The organism is Allopontixanthobacter confluentis (assembly GCF_009827615.1).
Lineage (GTDB): Bacteria > Pseudomonadota > Alphaproteobacteria > Sphingomonadales > Sphingomonadaceae > Allopontixanthobacter > Allopontixanthobacter confluentis.
The window spans coordinates 117,501-135,000 of record NZ_WTYU01000001.1 but is presented as its reverse complement, the minus strand read 5'-3'; the positions used below and the strand labels follow the sequence as shown (position 1 = coordinate 135,000).

General features: G+C 58.7%; 12 protein-coding genes, 1 tRNA gene and 2 rRNA genes (2 of these 15 only partly in view). 5 read left to right on the top strand and 10 right to left on the bottom strand.

Annotation, left to right across the window (positions count from 1 at the left end; translation table 11 throughout):
- The 6 genes from GRI44_RS00590 to glpD all read right to left on the bottom strand — a co-directional run.
- Positions 1-1,277, bottom strand: partial view of a M3 family metallopeptidase gene (locus tag GRI44_RS00590; protein ID WP_160599379.1) — the 5' portion only. It extends 757 nt beyond the left edge of the window; only the first 1,277 of its 2,034 coding nucleotides appear in the window; it begins with the start codon at positions 1,275-1,277; the stop codon falls past the left edge of the window.
- A gap of 143 nt (positions 1,278-1,420) precedes the next feature.
- Complete coding sequence (locus GRI44_RS00585; protein WP_160599378.1) at positions 1,421-1,873, bottom strand: tRNA (cytidine(34)-2'-O)-methyltransferase; 453 nt, start codon at positions 1,871-1,873, stop codon at positions 1,421-1,423.
- 86 nt (positions 1,874-1,959) lie between these two features.
- The gene (locus tag GRI44_RS00580) at positions 1,960-3,051 is read right to left on the bottom strand and encodes a YeiH family protein (protein ID WP_332872319.1); all 1,092 of its coding nucleotides are present in this window, start codon (positions 3,049-3,051) and stop codon (positions 1,960-1,962) included.
- On the bottom strand, positions 3,044-3,667 hold the full coding sequence (locus tag GRI44_RS00575; protein WP_332872318.1) for a 3,4-dihydroxy-2-butanone-4-phosphate synthase: 624 nt from the start codon (positions 3,665-3,667) through the stop codon (positions 3,044-3,046). Before GRI44_RS00575 ends, GRI44_RS00580 begins: the two co-directional genes overlap by 8 nt.
- On the bottom strand, positions 3,664-4,218 hold the full coding sequence (locus tag GRI44_RS00570; RefSeq protein WP_160599377.1) for an NADPH-dependent FMN reductase: 555 nt from the start codon (positions 4,216-4,218) through the stop codon (positions 3,664-3,666). Before GRI44_RS00570 ends, GRI44_RS00575 begins: the two co-directional genes overlap by 4 nt.
- A gap of 7 nt (positions 4,219-4,225) precedes the next feature.
- Positions 4,226-5,740 carry a glycerol-3-phosphate dehydrogenase gene (gene glpD, locus GRI44_RS00565; protein ID WP_160599376.1) on the bottom strand — a complete coding sequence of 505 codons (1,515 nt, stop codon included), beginning with the start codon at positions 5,738-5,740 and terminating at the stop codon, positions 4,226-4,228.
- A gap of 220 nt (positions 5,741-5,960) precedes the next feature.
- Here glpD and GRI44_RS00560 point away from each other — a divergent pair, with 220 nt between their 5' ends.
- A complete protein-coding gene (locus tag GRI44_RS00560) occupies positions 5,961-7,223 on the top strand; it encodes an MFS transporter (RefSeq protein WP_160599375.1) in 1,263 nt (420 codons plus the stop codon).
- Positions 7,224-7,291: 68 nt separating this feature from the next.
- On the opposite strand, the gene GRI44_RS00555 is transcribed toward GRI44_RS00560, so the two are convergent.
- Entirely contained in the window at positions 7,292-9,595 is a 2,304-nt protein-coding gene (locus tag GRI44_RS00555) for a TonB-dependent receptor (RefSeq protein ID WP_160599374.1), read from the bottom strand.
- A gap of 185 nt (positions 9,596-9,780) precedes the next feature.
- On the opposite strand from GRI44_RS00555, the gene GRI44_RS00550 reads away from it, so the two are divergent.
- From GRI44_RS00550 to GRI44_RS00535, 4 genes are read left to right on the top strand one after another with little or no spacing between them, the layout of a single operon-like run.
- On the top strand, positions 9,781-11,853 hold the full coding sequence (locus tag GRI44_RS00550; RefSeq protein WP_160599373.1) for an alpha-glucosidase: 2,073 nt from the start codon (positions 9,781-9,783) through the stop codon (positions 11,851-11,853).
- Complete coding sequence (locus GRI44_RS00545; protein WP_160599372.1) at positions 11,850-12,893, top strand: LacI family DNA-binding transcriptional regulator; 1,044 nt, start codon at positions 11,850-11,852, stop codon at positions 12,891-12,893. The genes GRI44_RS00550 and GRI44_RS00545 overlap by 4 nt, the downstream gene beginning before the upstream one ends.
- Positions 12,890-13,795, top strand: coding sequence for an aldo/keto reductase (locus tag GRI44_RS00540; RefSeq protein WP_160599371.1), 906 nt, complete (start codon positions 12,890-12,892; stop codon positions 13,793-13,795). The genes GRI44_RS00545 and GRI44_RS00540 overlap by 4 nt, the downstream gene beginning before the upstream one ends.
- Positions 13,792-14,871 (top strand): LLM class flavin-dependent oxidoreductase, encoded by a 1,080-nt coding sequence (locus tag GRI44_RS00535; RefSeq protein WP_160599370.1) that lies wholly within the window; start codon positions 13,792-13,794, stop codon positions 14,869-14,871. The genes GRI44_RS00540 and GRI44_RS00535 overlap by 4 nt, the downstream gene beginning before the upstream one ends.
- Positions 14,872-15,140: 269 nt before the next feature.
- Here the strand turns inward: GRI44_RS00535 and GRI44_RS00530 are convergent.
- The 3 genes from GRI44_RS00530 to GRI44_RS00520 all read right to left on the bottom strand — a co-directional run.
- Positions 15,141-15,217: transfer RNA gene (locus GRI44_RS00530), tRNA-Met, on the bottom strand.
- Between the two features lie 115 nt (positions 15,218-15,332).
- Positions 15,333-15,447: ribosomal RNA gene (gene rrf, locus GRI44_RS00525) — 5S ribosomal RNA — on the bottom strand.
- 135 nt (positions 15,448-15,582) lie between these two features.
- A 23S ribosomal RNA gene (locus GRI44_RS00520) occupies positions 15,583-17,500 on the bottom strand; it runs 875 nt beyond the window's last position.

Sequence of the window (17,500 nt, the reverse complement as noted above, 5' to 3'; positions counted from 1 at the left end):
GGGCGCGCATCGGCCATCCATGCCCCGCCCCGTTTTCCGGTGCGAGCGTGCAGATCGAGATAAAGCCCGGCAATAATATCTCCGCGCTCGTCGATCACGTCATGGAACTGGGCATCGGGATGATAAAGCTCGACGTCCTTTCTTTCGACCAGGCTAATGCCAAACAGGTTGTGCAGCAAAGCGCGCCAACCAGCCATCACTTGCTCAACCGGGAAGAAAGCGCGCAATTCCTGTTCGTCGACAGCAAACCTGTCCTGGCGCAGCCGCTCGGAAACGAAGGCAACATCCCATGGCTGCACGTCATCAATGCCAAGCCCGGCCGCAAAATGTTGCAAATCAGCCAGATCCTGCGCCGCAGCCGGTTTGGCCCGCTGGCCAAGATCGCGAAGGAAACTGATGACTTCAGCAGCATCGCTCGCCATCTTCTTCGCCAAGGATAGGGCAACAGGGTCCGAAAAGCCGAGCAGCAGTGCAGCCTCGCGGCGCAATTCCAATATCCTGTCGATCCGCGCAGAATTGTCGAATTCGCCCGCATTGGGCCCCTGATCAGAAGCCCGCGTGCCTGATGCGGCATAGACCCGGGCCCGCAAGTCGCGGTTTTCGGCAAAGGTGAGCACGGCCATCACGCTTGGCTGCTGCAATGTGACCAGCCAGCCGGGCAAATCCCTTTCCTGCGCTGCTGACCGGAACATGGCCATGTCGGCAGGCGATATGCCAGCCAGCATGGCTTCCTGCGTGACATGTTCGCTCCACGCCTCGGTCGCGTCCAGCACCGCGCTGCCAAATTCGGTCGACAGAGCGGACAGTTCCACCGATATGTCTGCAAAACGTGCCCGCGCTTCGGGATCCAGAGCCACACCGGCCAGAACGAAATCGCGAATGGCGCGCTCCACCGCAATTCTGTCCGCCTGCGGGAGCTGTGCAAAATCTGCCGATTGGGTCAGCGCCACCAACACATCATACAAGGCACGGTTTTGCAGCACTTCCATCTGGTGGTGAACCAGCCGCCCCTGCCCTGTTGCGTGGGCGCTGCGCAATTCGGGCGTGTCTGCGACATTGCGCAAATGGGATATGGCTGACCAAACTGCATCCAGCGCGGTTTCCGCACGTTCGAGCGGAAGCCATGTGTTGGCAAAACTGACTGGCTGGGCCTGAAGCACCTCTGCAACCGCTGCCTGATGGTCACCAATGACCCGGTCAAGTGCGGGCGCGATATGCTCCGGTGTGATCGCGGTGAAACGCGGCAGGGATGCGGTATCTAGCAAGGGATTGGTCATGACCTTCCAGTCGCCTGAACCAGCGGCCCGGTCAAGTCGGACTGTTTGATCGGTCAGGATCGAAGGAGGTGCCCGGCCCGTGCTACAAACCGGTACAAACCGGGCACCGTCATCTCAGCCTGACGTCACGAGACAAAGCCTGCTCAGACTGGCAGCATTCCTGTCTGCCGCATCGCTTCACCCAGCCCCAGCGCGCTTGATATGGCCAGGTTCATGGATCGTACCTGCGGCCGGATCGGGATCCGCAAACGCGCATGGCACGCTTCGGCCACGGAGGCAGGCACGCCAGCACTTTCCTTGCCAAACAACAGCACATCATCGCCGTGAAAGCTGAAATCATAGGAAGATTGCCGGCTTTTTGTCGTGAACAGCACCAGCCGTGCTGGGCCTATATGCGTTTTGAAAGCGGCAAAATCTGCATGGCGGGTGATGTCGACATGATCGATATAATCCATCGCAGTGCGCCGAACGCGGCGGTCATCCCATGCAAATCCCATCGGCTCGATCAGGTCCACCGCGACCCCCATACAGGCACCAAGGCGCAAGATGGCCCCCACATTGCCGGCAATTTCCGGCTCATAAAACGCAATCCGCATATCGGTTCATTGGCTGGCCTCGATCAGCCTTGCAAGCGGTCCTTCATCAGAACAGCATCCGTTGATTGCCAGTGCCGGTAAAACGGTCAGATGAATTGCCAGGCGAACAGAAACGATGCCACGAACGAAACCAGAGTAGCCACAAAAACCGGCACAAGACCCTGCCAGCCTTCCGACATTAACGCATCCAGCCGCGACCGCATGGCGGTGCCGATAACGGCCAGCAGCAGCAGCGCCTTGGACAGGAACAGGCCATATTCCCGAACCACTGCGGGGATGTCGATCAGGGAATTAAGCGCCACAACGGCGAAGAACGCGGTGATGAACCACGGCAGCCGCAAATGCGCCATGACGCTCATGTTCCTACCGCTGCGGCGTGCGCCCGCGCTACCGATCGCAATCCCGATCAGCGCGACCACCGGAGCAAGCAGCGTCACCCGTGTCAGCTTGACGATGGTGGCCACTTCGCCTGCACCGCGTGAAAAGCTGAAGCCCCCGCCGAGCGACTGGGCAACGTCATGGATGGCAGCGCCCATCAGAAACCCTGCCTGCCTGTCCGTGAACTGAAACTGCTGCGCCAGTATGGGATAGGCTGACATGGCCACCGCGCTTGCCAGCGAGATGCCCACCAGCGTGAATGTAAAGCGGTGATGGTCCAGCCGGTCGCGCCCGATCACGGCATAGATGGCAAGCGCCGCCGATGCGCCGCAGATGGCCGTGGCACCGCCCGCCAACAGACCGACAAATTTGCCCTGCCCCAGCAGCCGCGCCGCACATACGCCGGAAAATATGACCAGCGCCATGATGTTGATCAGCGCCAGAAAGGGCAGCAGGCCAAGGCTGGTTATCTGCATTACCGTAATCTGGCTGCCCAGAAGAACGATACCCCAGCGCAGAAAATTCGTGCTGCACAGGTCAAGTCCGGGTGTGACCCGGTCATCACCGGAAATGAAATTCAGCGAAAGCCCGAGTAGCAGCCCTGCCAGAATAACCGGCAGACCGTAATGTTCGGACAGATAAGTCGCCGCCGCCGCAGCGATCAAGACCACGGCCAGCCCCGGAAAATATGCCCCGATACGCCGGCGCGGTGACGCCATATCCAGCGTTTCGGCCAGATATATCTCCCCGTAAAGGTCCGCGCCTATCGGCGATTGTCGTGACGTTTCCGGATCACTCACCGATCAGCGTGCCAATGTCGAAAATGGGCGTCTGATGCGCGAGGGCAAAGTCTGCCATCTCATCGGCCCGCGCCATGGACCCATCGTCGCGCATGATGGCACACAGCACAACACCTTCGCCAAGGCCGAATTTCCGGCACAGCGCAATGCCGGCTTCCAAAGTGGACCGGCGCGCCGCCAAGCCATCGGGATGGGCGATAAGCGGAAAGACATGGCCCGGCATCACAAGATCAGCAGCGCGGGCATCTTCGGCCATGGCCACCGCGATTGTATGCGCCCGGTCATAGGCCGAAATGCCGGTTTCAACCCCGTGCCGTGCCTCGATGGAAACACCAAATGGCCGCCCGCTGCTGGCTGCGCCCTGATTGCTCTGGGCTGCAATACCCAATTCCCACGCCCGCGCACGGGTAAGGCCAAGGCAGATGAGGCCGCGACCGTGGCGGGCCATGAAATTGATGGCGGCTGGCGTTGCCTTGCTGGCGGCCATGGCAAAATCAATATCGCCGCCGCGCAGGGCATCGCCTGCCAATATGATTGCCCCGCCGTCTGCCAGATGGGCGCCGATATCCTCGATGCTGGCATTGCCATCGGCGGTCATTTTCGTAGCTATGCTCACAGGAATTTCCCCGCCGTGCCAAAGACTTGTTGGCCAACCAGTTCAAGCTGCATCCGTGCGCCAACGTCCCTGATTTCGCCATTTTCGTCGAAGGTTTCAGGCGTGGTGCGGATGGCGGCCCCCACTGGCGTGGGCCAGCCGCGCAAGGCGTGTGTGATACTGCGCAAGGTGAGCAAGGTGCTCATCGCTGCCTGATGGCCGAAGGATGTGGCGATAAGGCCCACCGGGCGGCCATGGAGATAGGGCCGCTCATCTGTCGAAAGGTCTTCGATATAATCGAGCGCATTTTTAACCAGCCCCGAAATACTGCCGTGATAGCCGGGCGAGGCGATCAGGATGCCATCGGCCTGACGGACTGCGGCGACCATGTCTGCACCGGCGTCCGCACTGTGGCCCGGCCCGCCGTAAAACGGCAGCGAACTCATATATTCGCCGTTGAAATGGGTGATCTGCGCCCCTGACACCTCGGCAGCGCGGCACGCCAGTGCCAATGCCTTTTCAGTGGATGAACCCACGCGCGGAGTGCCGCCCAGGGCAACTATTCTGATCATGACATTTTCACCTGTGTTCAAGATAATCGGCCAGCGCAGACGTCTGCGCCGGATTGAAATGCAGCCCCAGCTTACTGCGCCGCCATAATATGTCGCCTGCAGTTTCGGCCCATTCGTAGCGGACCAGATAATCGACTTCTGCTGAAGTCAGGCCGTGGCCAAAATCCTGCCCCAGATCGGCGCGTGTTTCAGCCTGCGCCAGCCAGCTTTGTGCATCCGTACCGTAAGCCTTGGCAATGCGGTCCACTTCGCTGGCGCCAAGAAATGGATAGCGGTCTTGCAATCCGGCCTTCAATTGCCCGGCACCATCCATCGGAAAATCCCCACCCGGAAGTGCGGCGCCACCTGTCCATGGCTGGCCGGAAAGGGCCGCCAGATGCGGGACCAGCCGGTCCACAGCTTCCTGCGCCACCTTGCGGTAGCTGGTTATCTTGCCGCCGAATATCGACAGCATCTGATGGCCGGAAGCGCTGGCCGTGCAGTCAATTTCATAGCCGCGGGTCGCGGCCTCGGGCCGGTCAGACCCGTCATCAAGCAAGGGACGCACGCCGGAATAGGTCCATATAACATCACGCGGACTGATGGCGCTGGTGAAATATTGATTGGCGCCTTCACAAAGATAGGCAATTTCCTCGTCGCTTGCGGCAGCGTCGAACGGGGTTCCGTCGTGATCCTGATCGGTCGTGCCAATCAGGGTAAAATCCCGCTCGTAGGGAATGGCAAAAAAGATCCGTCCGTCAGGCAGTTGGAAGAAATAGGCATAGTCATGCGTAAACAAGCGTTTGACCACTATGTGCGAGCCGCGCACCAGCCGCACCTTTCGCTGGCTTGCCTTCCCGGCGCGGCCCAGCAGGTCAACCACCGATGGGCCCGCGGCATTGACTATCGCCAACCCCTTATAGGAATGCACCACACCTTGGGCATCGCGGGCCGTCACTGCCCACCCCTCAGCACAGCTTTCAATTTTGCTGACTTGCGTCCGCGTGCAGACAATTGCGCCGTGAAGGGCTGCGTCCCTGGCATTGAGAATGACCAGCCGCGCATCATCCACCCAACCATCCGAATATTCAAAGCCGGCCGTGTAATCAGGTTTGAGCGGGCCGCCCGCCGGATGATCGCGCAGCTTTACAGATTTTGTGGCAGACATTTTCTTGCGGGCGCCGATGTGGTCATACAAAAACAGGCCGAGGCGCAACAGCCACCGGGGCCGCAGGCCCGCGCGGTGCGGCAACACAAAGCGCAGCGGCCAGATAATATGCGGGGCAATGCGCCACAGCACTTCGCGTTCAGCCAGTGCCTCGCGAACGAGCGAAAATTCGTAATGCTCCAGATAGCGCAATCCGCCATGGATCAGTTTGGTTGATGCAGACGAGGTGCCCTGTGCCAGATCGCCCCGTTCCAGCAGCAGCACCCGCGCCCCGCGCCCGGCTGCATCACGGGCAACGCCTGCACCATTGATCCCGCCTCCGATGACTATGATGTCATAGGGCTGGCTATCAGCCGCAACAGCGCCGGTTGCCATTCAGCCCTGCCCGCATTTGGCAGCCACGCATCGGGCCAGATGTCGCCGGATGTGTCCTTGCCATATGTCTTGCGGTGTCATATCGAGGCGATAATCGATCATATTGCAGGGGCGCAAGTTTTTTCTGGGTTCCTCACGGGCAGATAGCCCGACATATGGCCGGACATATAGAATGACCGCCGCGTCAGGCGATGCGGCCGGCTGGGGAGGATTGAAAAGCATGAACGAGACGCAAGTTGCGCCCAAGGGCCAGCGCGCCATTCGAATGGGGCTGATCGCGCTGATTTTCTTTGGCACCGCGCTCAATTACCTCGACCGGCAAGTGCTCGCCTTGCTGAAACCCATGCTTCAGGCAGATTTCCAGTGGACCGACCAGGAATTCGCGCATTTCGGAAGTTCGTTCCAGATTGCCGCGGCATTTTCCCTGCTTGGCGTCGGCTGGTTCATCGACAAAGTGGGCGTACGCTGGGGTTACGGGGTCGCGGTTGCGGTGTGGAGCCTGGCGGGTATGGCCCATGCCCTGGCATCGTCAGTCCAGCAATTTGTGGCAGCGCGGGTGACGCTGGCCGTGGCCGAAGCAGTCAATACGCCGGCCGCGATCAAGGCGGCCGCCACCTATCTGCCGGTGCGCGAACGGTCGGTCGGCCTTGGCGTCATCAACAGTGCGTCCAATATCGGCGCCATTGTGGCACCGCTGGCAGTGCCGGTTATTGCCCTGACACTGGGCTGGCAGGCTGCATTCCTGATCACCGGCGCACTGGGGTTTGTCTGGCTGCTGTTCTGGTGGCTCGGCACCTCGAAACTGCAACCGGTTGCCACCCGTCTGACCGCCGAGGACGATGGCGAAAAGGCACCGCCGTGGCGCGCACTTATCCGTGACCGCCGCACGCTGGCAGTCATCGGGGCGAAAACGCTGACCGATCTCGTGTGGTGGTTCATCTTGTTCTGGGCGCCCGATTTCTTTGCCCGCCAGTTCAACCTGGGTCAGGGCGAAATCGGCTATCCAACAGCGATCGTCTATGTGCTGGCGGCAGCGGGCGCATTGTCCAGCGGGTTCCTGTTTCCCATGCTGCTGGGCCGGGGAATGGACGCGAACCGCGCCCGCAAAACGTCCATGTTTGCCTATGCCTTGCTGATCCTGCCCCTGCCGCTTGCGCTATATGCGCCCAACCAGTGGGCAGCGGCCATGATCATCGGGCTGGGCCTGTTTGCCCACCAGGGGTTTTCAACCAACATTTTCGGCATGACTGCCGATATCGTCCCTGCGCGTCAGGTGGGCAGCGTGATTGCGATGGGGGCGCTGGCAGGCAATCTTTCCGGCGCCGGGATGCTGGAATTTGCCGGCTGGTCGCTGGATTCAGGATATGGATACACGCCGATGTTCCTGATGTCGGCCAGTGCCTATCTGCTCGCGCTGGGCTGGATCCACCTGATGCAGCCGCGGCTGGAAGTGGTTAACACGGCAGACAAAAGGCCCGAGTGAAACAAAAGGGGCGCTGCCATCGCTGGCAGCGCCCCTTTTTTATGCAGGCTGTCCGGCGAAGATGCCGCCTAGCGAATCTTTGCGCTCAGCGTCACGCCGAAATACCGGTCGGCATCGCGGGGGATCTGGTAACGCTGCCCGTTCCCGACATTCAGCAAGGCATAGCTTTCGTCGGTGATATTGCGTGCATGCAGGGTCAGGCGATAAAGATCGTCAGCAGTGCCTATGCCAAGGCTGGCATTCCAGATGCCATAGCTGTCAATCGGCCCGCCCTCGCCCAGGTCGGAGAATTGCGAACCGGTGTAGGAAAAGCTGGTGGACGCATAGATCTTGAATGCTTCGCCCACTGGCGTTTCGTAATCAGCGCCAACGTTCCAGCTCCATTCCGGTGCCAGTGGCAGACGCGTGCCATTGCGTGCATCAGCAGCCCCGGTAATGGGATTGGGGTTGAATTCGCGCACCTTGGCATCCGCATAGGCCACGCTGCCACGCAGGGTCAGGCCGTCCACCGGTGCTACCACCGCATCCACTTCAAAACCCTTGGTCCGCACAGTGCCGGCATTGGTCAGATTGGTGATGGTCGTGCCGTTCAGCAGGATGAAGTTATTGGCCTGGAACCCGTCATACGTTGCCTGAAACAACGCCGTGTTGAGCTGGATACGACGATCCCAGAATTGTGATTTCATGCCGATTTCAAAGGCATCGGATGTTTCTTCGTCAATCGGCACCGCATTATTGGGCGCGGTATGGTTGAAGAACACATTGAACGCCGGCCCTTTGTAGCCGCGCGTGTAACTGCCATAAAACAGGAAGTCTTCAGACGGTTCGAACTGAACCGAAGCCTTGCCCGAAATATTGTCGTTCGTGCTGCTGCCAGCCGAAGTGTTGGTGCCATTGCCGCCACTGGCAATTGTGCCGCCAGCCGGGTTGCCCGAAACGCCCGGACCAGACAGTGGCAGGCCAGTTACGGCATTTACGCCCGGCGCCCTGATATGCGTATAATCCAGCTCGTCACGGGTCCAGCGCAGCCCGCCTGTTACACTCAGCTGATCAGTAAACCGGTAGGTGGACTGGCCAAACACCGCAAAGTTGGTGCTGTCGACATCGCTCATGGATGTCGCAGTGGGGAAGGTCGTGTTGACCGTGTCAGTCAGATTGCAGGGCCGCGCTCCGCTTGGCGCGACAGGCAATGTGGAACTGGCGCAGACGATATCGCGGCGCGTAAAGTCCTGCTTGTTGTCCGAATGCCAGTAAAACGCGCCGATCTGGTAAAAGAACGCTTCTGACGGATCGGATGCAAGGCGCACTTCTGCGGAATACTGGCCGGTTTCGACAAAGCCGTTGTCATGCAATTGCGCAGTGCCGACAATCGCGCGGGGCAGGAAATCACCCTCGCGGATTTCCGTGTTCTGCCAATTGCGATAGCCCAGAATCACGCTTAGAGTATGCGTGTCAAATACGTCGAGATCGAGATTGCTGGTCAGGCTCCACTGCTTGTCCTTCGTCTCGGTGATAAGGTTGTGATTAACCGTGCGCTGGTCTGTGCCCAATGCCACCGGAAAGCCTAGTTCTGCATCCAGCACTGCGCCGCGCGTGGCGCCTGTGACATCGGCGCAGCAATCATCATTGGCGCGGAAATAGTCGGCAATCAGGCGCAGACGGGCCTTGTCACCCTTGTAATCGACAATTCCGCGCGCGCCATAATGTTCGTATCCGTTGACGTCTTCATCGAAGAATACGTTGCGGATATTGCCATCATAACTGCCATAAAAACCGGTCACGCGGCCAGACCAGTCGCCTGACAGGGGGCCCGAAACCGAGGTCCGCAGGCGGTATTCATTGCCCTCGAAATATTCAGCGCGCAAATCGGCTTCAAGCGTATCTGTTCCGCCCTTGGAAATGATGCTGACCAGGCCTGCCGACGCGTTCTTCCCAAACAATGTCCCCTGCGGCCCGCGCAGGACTTCCAGACGTTCAATATCCAGCAGATCGGCAAATGCCTGACCCGAACGGCTGAGAACAACGCCATCGACAACGGTGGACACACTGGGTTCGGCAGCGACCGAGAAAGTGATGGTGCCAACACCGCGCATGATGATGGCGCTATTGGCACTGGTCGTGCCTTTGCGGAAGGTGACAGATGGCACCAGATCGCCGATGTTTTCCAGGCTGGTGGTGCCGGTCTCGGCCAGTCGGTCGCCGGTAATCGCCGTAATGGCGATCGGCACATCCTGCACATTTTCTTCAACTTTCTGTGCAGTTACAACGATTTCCTCGACCTGCGCCAGGGCAGGCATAGAACATCCCAATGCCAGCGCAGAAGCGCCCATGCCCAGCACAAGCCGGCTCGCACGCACAGAATTTGCATTCATTCCAAGCATCATCAATCCTCCCATTTGTCGCACGCGCATGCATGATCATGCGTCGCCCAGAGATGTCTCCATCACTGCGTCCGATGTAATATAGGCGTTGATCTGTCAAGCGGTGTCATATAGGGTTTGCCACATCCGGTTCTGGCTGTTGCCGCGTCAACACAGCCGCAAAAAGGGTTGCTCGGGTGCAGGCACGCTTTGTCGCAATGGAAGACGGGTTCCGCCTCGATTATGCCGGGCGCACCCTGCTTGTGCACACAGCCGCAAGGCCAGCCTTCACTTTCGGCGTGGGCGTGCCCGACGTGCAGATGTATCGCGGCAACTTTCAGATTACCGATCAGGCAAGTGACTTTCCTGTCCTTACTGTCGCAACAATCGCGCCCCAGTCGATCAGCATGGTGGGCGAAGACGGCTTCGCGGTTGAACTGACATTGACTGGCACGGATACAGGTTTCGATTTTTCGATCGTCACATCCGAAGCTACGCCCCCCACCGCACTACCAGCAAACGCACCGGGCGCCCGGTGCAACCGCATTTCAGTGGCGCTGGAAGCTGCACCGGACGAGCATATCTGGGGCGGCGGCGAACAATTGAGCTATCTGCGCCTCAACGGGCGCAAATTCCCCATGTGGACCAGCGAGCCTGGTGTGGGCCGCGACAAATCGTGCGAACTTACGCGCATCATGGACGCAGAAGGTATGGCAGGAGGTGATTACTGGACCACCAACTATCCCCAGCCCACTTTCCTGTCTTCTGCGCAATATGCCTGCCATCTGGGCAGCAGCGCCTGGTCCGCGCTCGATTTCAGCGATCCTGCCCGCCACAGGATAGATGTGTGGGAGGGCAATCTCACTCTGGAATTTCTGTTTGCCGGCAGCATGGCAGATCTGGTGTCCGCCCTGTCCACCCGCTTCGGCCGGGCTGCGCCCCTGCCTGAATGGGCCATCAGCGGCGCCATCATCGGGCTGAAGCAAGGCGCTGCCAGCTTTGACAGGCTGGAAAAAATCCGCAGCGCCGGGGCAGCCGTATCAGGCCTATGGTGCGAAGACTGGGTCGGCATCCGCGAAACCAGCTTCGGACGCCGCTTGTTCTGGGACTGGCGCTGGCGCGCGGATCGCTATCCTGATCTGGCCGCGCAAATTGCCCGCCTCCACGCCGATGGCATTCGCTTTCTGGGCTATGTGAACCCCTATCTGGCCATTGACGGCACACAATATGCCGAAGCTGCAGAGCGCGGCTTCCTTGCGCTGCGCCAGAATGAAGACGCGCCCTATATCGTCGATTTCGGCGAATTTGACTGCGGCATTGTCGATTTCACCAATCCCGATGCTGCCGACTGGTTTGCCGAACGGATTATCGGCAAGGAAATGCTCGATTTCGGCCTGTCCGGCTGGATGGCGGATTTTGGCGAATATTTGCCGACGGATCTGCGCCTGCATGATGGAAGCGACCCGATGCTGGCGCATAACCACTGGCCGGTGCTGTGGGCGAGGGTCAATGCCCGGGCGATTGCAGCGCGCGGCAAAACGGCCGATGCCATGTTTTTCATGCGGGCCGGCTTCACCGGGGTGCAGGCCCAATGTCCGCTGCTGTGGGCAGGCGACCAATGCGTCGATTTTTCCCGGCATGATGGTATTGGCACAGTCATCACTGCAGCGCTTTCCAGCGGGCTGGTGGGCAATGTCAGCAGCCATAGTGATGTGGGCGGCTATACATCCCTCCACGGCGCGACCAGAACGCCGGAATTGCTGATGCGGTGGGCAGAACTGGGCGCGTTCACACCTGTTATGCGAACCCATGAAGGCAACCGGCCGGACGATAACCTGCAGGTGGATTCCACAGCGGAAATTCTCGACCATTTTGCTGCCATGTCGCGGGTGCATGCTGCATTGGCTCCCTATATGCGCGCGTTGGTGGCAGAAGGCGCGGCAACCGGTCTGCCCTTGCAGCGCGCCCTGTTTCTCCACTACCCCGCAAACCATGATTATGCATGTTGTCAGGATCAATTTCTGCTTGGCCCCGATCTCATGGTGGCCCCGGTGATCGAACAAGGGGCGACAAGCCGCCAGGTGCTGCTGCCGGGAGAAGACAGCTGGATTCATGTGTGGAGCGGGGAAACATTCTCAGGCGGCGCGCATTTGGTTCATGCCCCTCTCGGATCGCCGCCGGTGTTCGCGCGGCACGCCAGCCCCTATGCGGCAGTGTTTGCCGCTCTGGCAAAAGCCCGCGGGCCCATTGCTGAAGGAACCGCAAAGTGAGCCAGCGCAGCAACATTCGTGATGTGTCCGCCCTTGCCAATGTGTCGGTCAAAACGGTGAGCAGGGTGCTGAATGACCACCCCTATGTGAGCGCTGCGACCCGCGAGAAAGTCGAAGCGGCGATGAAGCAGCTTGATTTCCGGCCCAGCGTTGCCGCACGCATCCTCGCCGGGACCAAATCGGCCCAGATTGCGCTCATTTACGATAATCACAGCCCCTATTACCTCGAACAGATCCGGCTCGGCTGCTGGCAGCGGTGCCATGAAAGCTCCGTGCGCCTGCTTGGTCAGCCGGTGGATGTGGCGGACCCGGACGTAGGCGATCAGGTCCGCGCCCTTATCAGCGAAACCCATGTTGACGGCATCGTCCTGTCATCGCCTGTCACAGATTGTGACCCGGTGCTGCGCGCGCTGGAAACGCTCGGCATACCATTCGTGCGCATTTCGCCCGGCACCAATCACGCGATGACATCATCGGTGTTCATGGATGACGCGCAGGCCGCCGATGACATGACCACGCATCTTATCAATCTTGGTCATCGCCGGATTGCCTTTATCAAGGGGCACCCCAATCACATGGCCTCCGACGAACGGCTGTATGGCTATCGTCGCGCGCTGGACCGCGCAGGCCTGCCATTTGATCCGCATTGGCTGGCCGATGGCGAATTTGATTTCGACAGCGGCTTTACCGCTTGCCAGAAATTCCTCGCCCTTCCCGAACGCCCGACTGCAGTGTTTGCCAGCAATGACGATATGGCGGCAGGCGTTCTGGCTGCGGCGCATCAGGCTGGCCTGGAATTGCCGCGCGAAATGTCGGTGGCCGGTTTTGACGACACCACATTGGCGCGCATGGTCTGGCCACCGCTGACCACAATCCGCCAGCCCACTTTCGATCTGGCCAGAACGGCAACCGACCTGCTCCTGACCGGGCAGACGCTGGTCCACCTGCGCTTGCAACATGAATTGGTCGAGCGGGCGTCTGTCGTCGCGCTCGGGCAGAAAAAACCAGCAGACACTCTATTGGGGCTATCATCAAAATGAGTAAAATCGCATCCCCGCCACCCATGCGGCCACTAGGCTCCAGCGACATACAGGTTTCCTCGCTGGCCTGGGGCATGTGGCGTTTCGAAGGGGCGGCCAGCGATGGCCTTGCCCTGATCAACGCTGCCCTCGAGAGCGGGATAAATTTCTTCGACACCGCCGATATCTACGGGTTTAACGGGTCGGATGGTTTTGGCGATGCGGAAAGCCTTCTGGGCACGATTTTTGCAAACAATCCTGGCCTGCGCGAAAAAATGGTTCTGTCATCAAAAGGGGGGATCATGCCGCCGCTGCCTTATGACAGCAGTGATGGCTATCTTATATCCGCCATTGACGCCTCGCTGGCGCGGCTGAAAACCGATTACCTGGATTTGTGGATGATCCACCGGCCTGACATTCTGGCCCATCCCCAGGACATTGCCGCCACTCTCCGTAAAGCCATGGATGCCGGCAAAATCCGCGCGGCGGGCGTGTCCAATTTTACAAGTGCACAAATTGTCGCATTACAGAGTTTTCTGGACGTTCAACTGGTCAGCACGCAGCCGGAATTCTCCCCCCTTTGCCTCACGCCCATTGAAAACGGCGAATTTGACTTGGCGATGCAGTACAATCTTGCGGTCATGGCGTGGTCGCCACTGGGCGGCGGCAGGATCGCCAACCCGTCCAGCACGCGCGAAACGGCCGTGGCGGCAGCGCTGGATAGCGTGGCCCAACGTTTCGATGTCAGCCGGACCGCTGCAGCCTATAGCTGGGCAATGGCCCATCCTGCCCGGCCAATCCCGATTATCGGATCGCAAAATGCCGACCGCATTGCAGAAGCAGTGCGAGCCTATGACATCATGTGGACCCGGCAGGATTGGTATGATGTGCTGGTCGCATCGCGAGGGGAGAATTTGCCATGACGACACCAGTTGGAAAATCTTGCGAAGTCAGCTGGTTTTCGGCCCTGTGCGATGACGATTACGAATTTCTGGGCGCCCCTGATCCCATGCTGCAATCCAGCTGGGAACATTGCCGCAATATTGTCCTGGCGGCCGAAAAGCGCGGCTTTGACAACATATTGCTGCCTTCAGGCTATCAGCTGGGGCTGGATACAACAGTGTTTGCTTCGGCCATCGCCCCTTTTCTGGAACGGATGCGCTTGCTCATGGCCGTTCGTATCGGTGAAGACTGGCCGCCGCAACTGGCGCGAAGGATCGCGACGCTGGACCGGATTCTTGGCGGGCGCCTGACGGTCAACATAATCTCGTCCGATCTACCCGGTGAAAAACTGGACAGTGAGCCGCGTTATGCCCGCACTGTCGAAGTGATGAAAATTCTCAAAACCATGCTCAACGGCGAGCATTTGTCCCACCAGGGGGAATTTTACAATCTGGACCTTGATCCGCCGCGTATCACAACCGTGTCCGGAAAATGCCCGCCTCTTTATTTTGGCGGATTAAGCCCCGCAGCCCGTGACGCGGCAGCCCAAGCTGCGGATGTTTACCTGATGTGGCCCGATACGATGGACAACGTCCGCGAAGTCGTCAGCGATCTGACAGCGCGCGCTGCGACCTATGGCCGCACGTTGAAGTTCGGATATCGCGCCCATGTGATTGTGCGCGAAACAGAAAGCGAAGCGCGCGACTATGCAGTGCGGCTGCTGTCGAAACTGGATGACGGTGTGGGCGAGGCGATCCGCCAGAAGTCGCTGGACGCAGCAACCGCTGGCGTAGGTCGGCAATCAGAATTGCGTGCGTCTGCTGCAGATGATGGCTTTGTCGAAGATAATCTTTGGACCGGAATTGGCCGCGCGCGTTCCGGCTGCGGCGCAGCCATCGTGGGCGATCCTGATCAGGTCCTCGCAAAAATCCGTGCCTATCAGGAAGAAGGGATCGATGCCTTCATCTTCTCAGGCTACCCCCATATCGCAGAATGCGACCTTTTCGCCCGCCATGTTCTGCCAGAATTGAACCACGGCGCGCTGACCTTGGGCTGAGGTAATAGGGGCCGTCGTCCTGCGCGAAGATTTTGGCGGTCGTCGTTCGATTGGGATCCCTGGATTGGGGCTGAGCACGTTATCGGAGTGAGGTTGCTGTGTTGCGCTGGTGCTGCGGGCGTGTTCTTCAGCATTCTGGTTCGACCAGCTGGCTCTTCTGCTTTGGGCTGCTGCCTGTCGCCGGGTGCCCCTTTGCGGTGCTGTAAGTAGCGAACGCAGAAAGCCCCACTGTTGCCAGTGAGGCGATGATTTGTTCATGTTGTGAGGTTTGGTTGCGGGGGTTGGATTTGAACCAACGACCTTCAGGTTATGAGCCTGACGAGCTACCGGACTGCTCCACCCCGCGACAGGATGTATTGGCGTGTTTGGTGCCAAGACGATAAAAGGGCTGCCCTTGTGGGGTCAGCCCTTTTATGTTGATTTGTAAATGGGTTATTTCCAGCACACTCACCGGCTACAATGCCTGGCGACGACCTACTCTTCCAACGCTTGAGCGTTAGTACCATCGGCGCGGTCTGGTTTCACGGCCGAGTTCGAGATGGGATCGGGTGGGTCACAGACGCTATGGTCACCAAGCAATGAAGCCGGTGTGTGTGCGGGTTTAAATCGATGTTTCTTGTACGATATGGGCGATCTGGCTGCGATGATCTTCCAATCATCAACGGACAGGCCGTGCCTTTTGGGCAAGACTGACGTTGATGGTGCAAATTCATCAAGCGCGATCAGAGTTATTAGGACTGGTTAGCTTCATGCATTACTGCACTTCCACACCCAGCCTATCAACGTGATGGTCTATCACGACTCGAAGATACCTTATCTTAAGGGAGGCTTCCCGCTTAGATGCTTTCAGCGGTTATCCCGTCCATACATAGCTACCCAGCGGCACGCCTGGCGGCATGACTGGTACACCAGAGGTATGTTCACCCCGGTCCTCTCGTACTAGGGGCAACTCCTTTCAAGTATCGACGCCCACGGCAGATAGGGACCAAACTGTCTCGCGACGTTCTGAACCCAGCTCACGTACCACTTTAATTGGCGAACAGCCAAACCCTTGGGACCTGCTCCAGCCCCAGGATGTGATGAGCCGACATCGAGGTGCCAAACGATTCCGTCGATATGAGCTCTTGGGAATCATCAGCCTGTTATCCCCGGCGTACCTTTTATCCGTTGAGCGATGGCCCTTCCACGAGGGACCACCGGATCACTATGACCGACTTTCGTCTCTGCTCGACTCGTCAGTCTCGCAGTCAGGCAGGCTTATGCCATTGCACTCTTGCAGCCGGTTTCCAACCGGCCTGAGCCTACCATCGCGCGCCTCCGTTACTCTTTAGGAGGCGACCGCCCCAGTCAAACTACCCGCCACAGAGGGTCCTACTACCGGATAACGGTAGTTAGTTAGACATCAGAAAACAGCAGGGTGGTATTTCACCTATGGCTCCACGAGAACTGGCGCTCTCGCTTCAAAGCCTCCCACCTATGCTACACAACTCTTTCCTAATGCCACTCTGAAGCTGCAGTAAAGGTGCACGGGGTCTTTCCGTCTAACCGCGGGTACTCCGCATCTTCACGGAGAATTCAATTTCGCTGAGCATATCCTGGAGACAGTGGGGAAGTCGTTACGCCATTCGTGCAGGTCGGAACTTACCCGACAAGGAATTTCGCTACCTTAGGACCGTTATAGTTACGGCCGCCGTTTACCGGGGCTTCAATTCGGAGCTTGCACTCCTCCTCTTAACCTTCCGGCACCGGGCAGGCGTCAGACCCTATACGTCGTCTTGAAGCCGACTTAGCAGAGTCCTGTGTTTTTGATAAACAGTCGCTACCCCCTGGCCTGTGCCCCCCGACAGTGCTTGCGCATAGCCGGGGCCTCCTTCTTCCGAAGGTACGGAGGCAATTTGCCGAGTTCCTTCAGGATACTTCTCTCAAGCGCCTTGGTATACTCTACCTGACCACCTGTGTCGGTTTCGGGTACGGTCTATATGAAGAGGCTATTTCCTGGAACCGCTTGGCCGCCCTCTCAATCCAATAAGAGAAAACAACTTCCACGATCCGTCACACATCTTCAGGCCCACGAATATTAACGTGGTTCCCATCGACTACCCCCTTCGGGCTCGTCTTAGGGGCCGGCTTACCCTGCTCCGATTAGCGTTGAGCAGGAACCCTTGGTCTTTCGGCGAAAGGGTATCTCACCCTTTTTATCGCTACTCATGTCAGCATTCGCACTTCCGATACGTCCACCGTCGGTTACCCTTCGGCTTCATCCGCTTACGGAACGCTCCGCTACCGCTCATAGTAAACTATGAACCCTAAGCTTCGGTGCATCACTTTAGCCCCGTTACATCTTCGCCGCAGGAACCCTTATTTAGACCAGTGAGCTGTTACGCTTTCTTTAAAGGATGGCTGCTTCTAAGCCAACCTCCTGGTTGTTTTGGGATTCCCACATGCTTTCCCACTTAGTGATGACTTGGGGACCTTAGCTGTAGGTTAGGGCTGTTTCCCTTTTGACGACGGACCTTAGCACCCGCCGTCTGTCTGCTGGACAAGACTCGATGGTATTCGGAGTTTGGTTAGGTTTGGTACCACTCGCGCAGCCCTAGCCCATCCAGTGCTCTACCCCCATCGGCATACA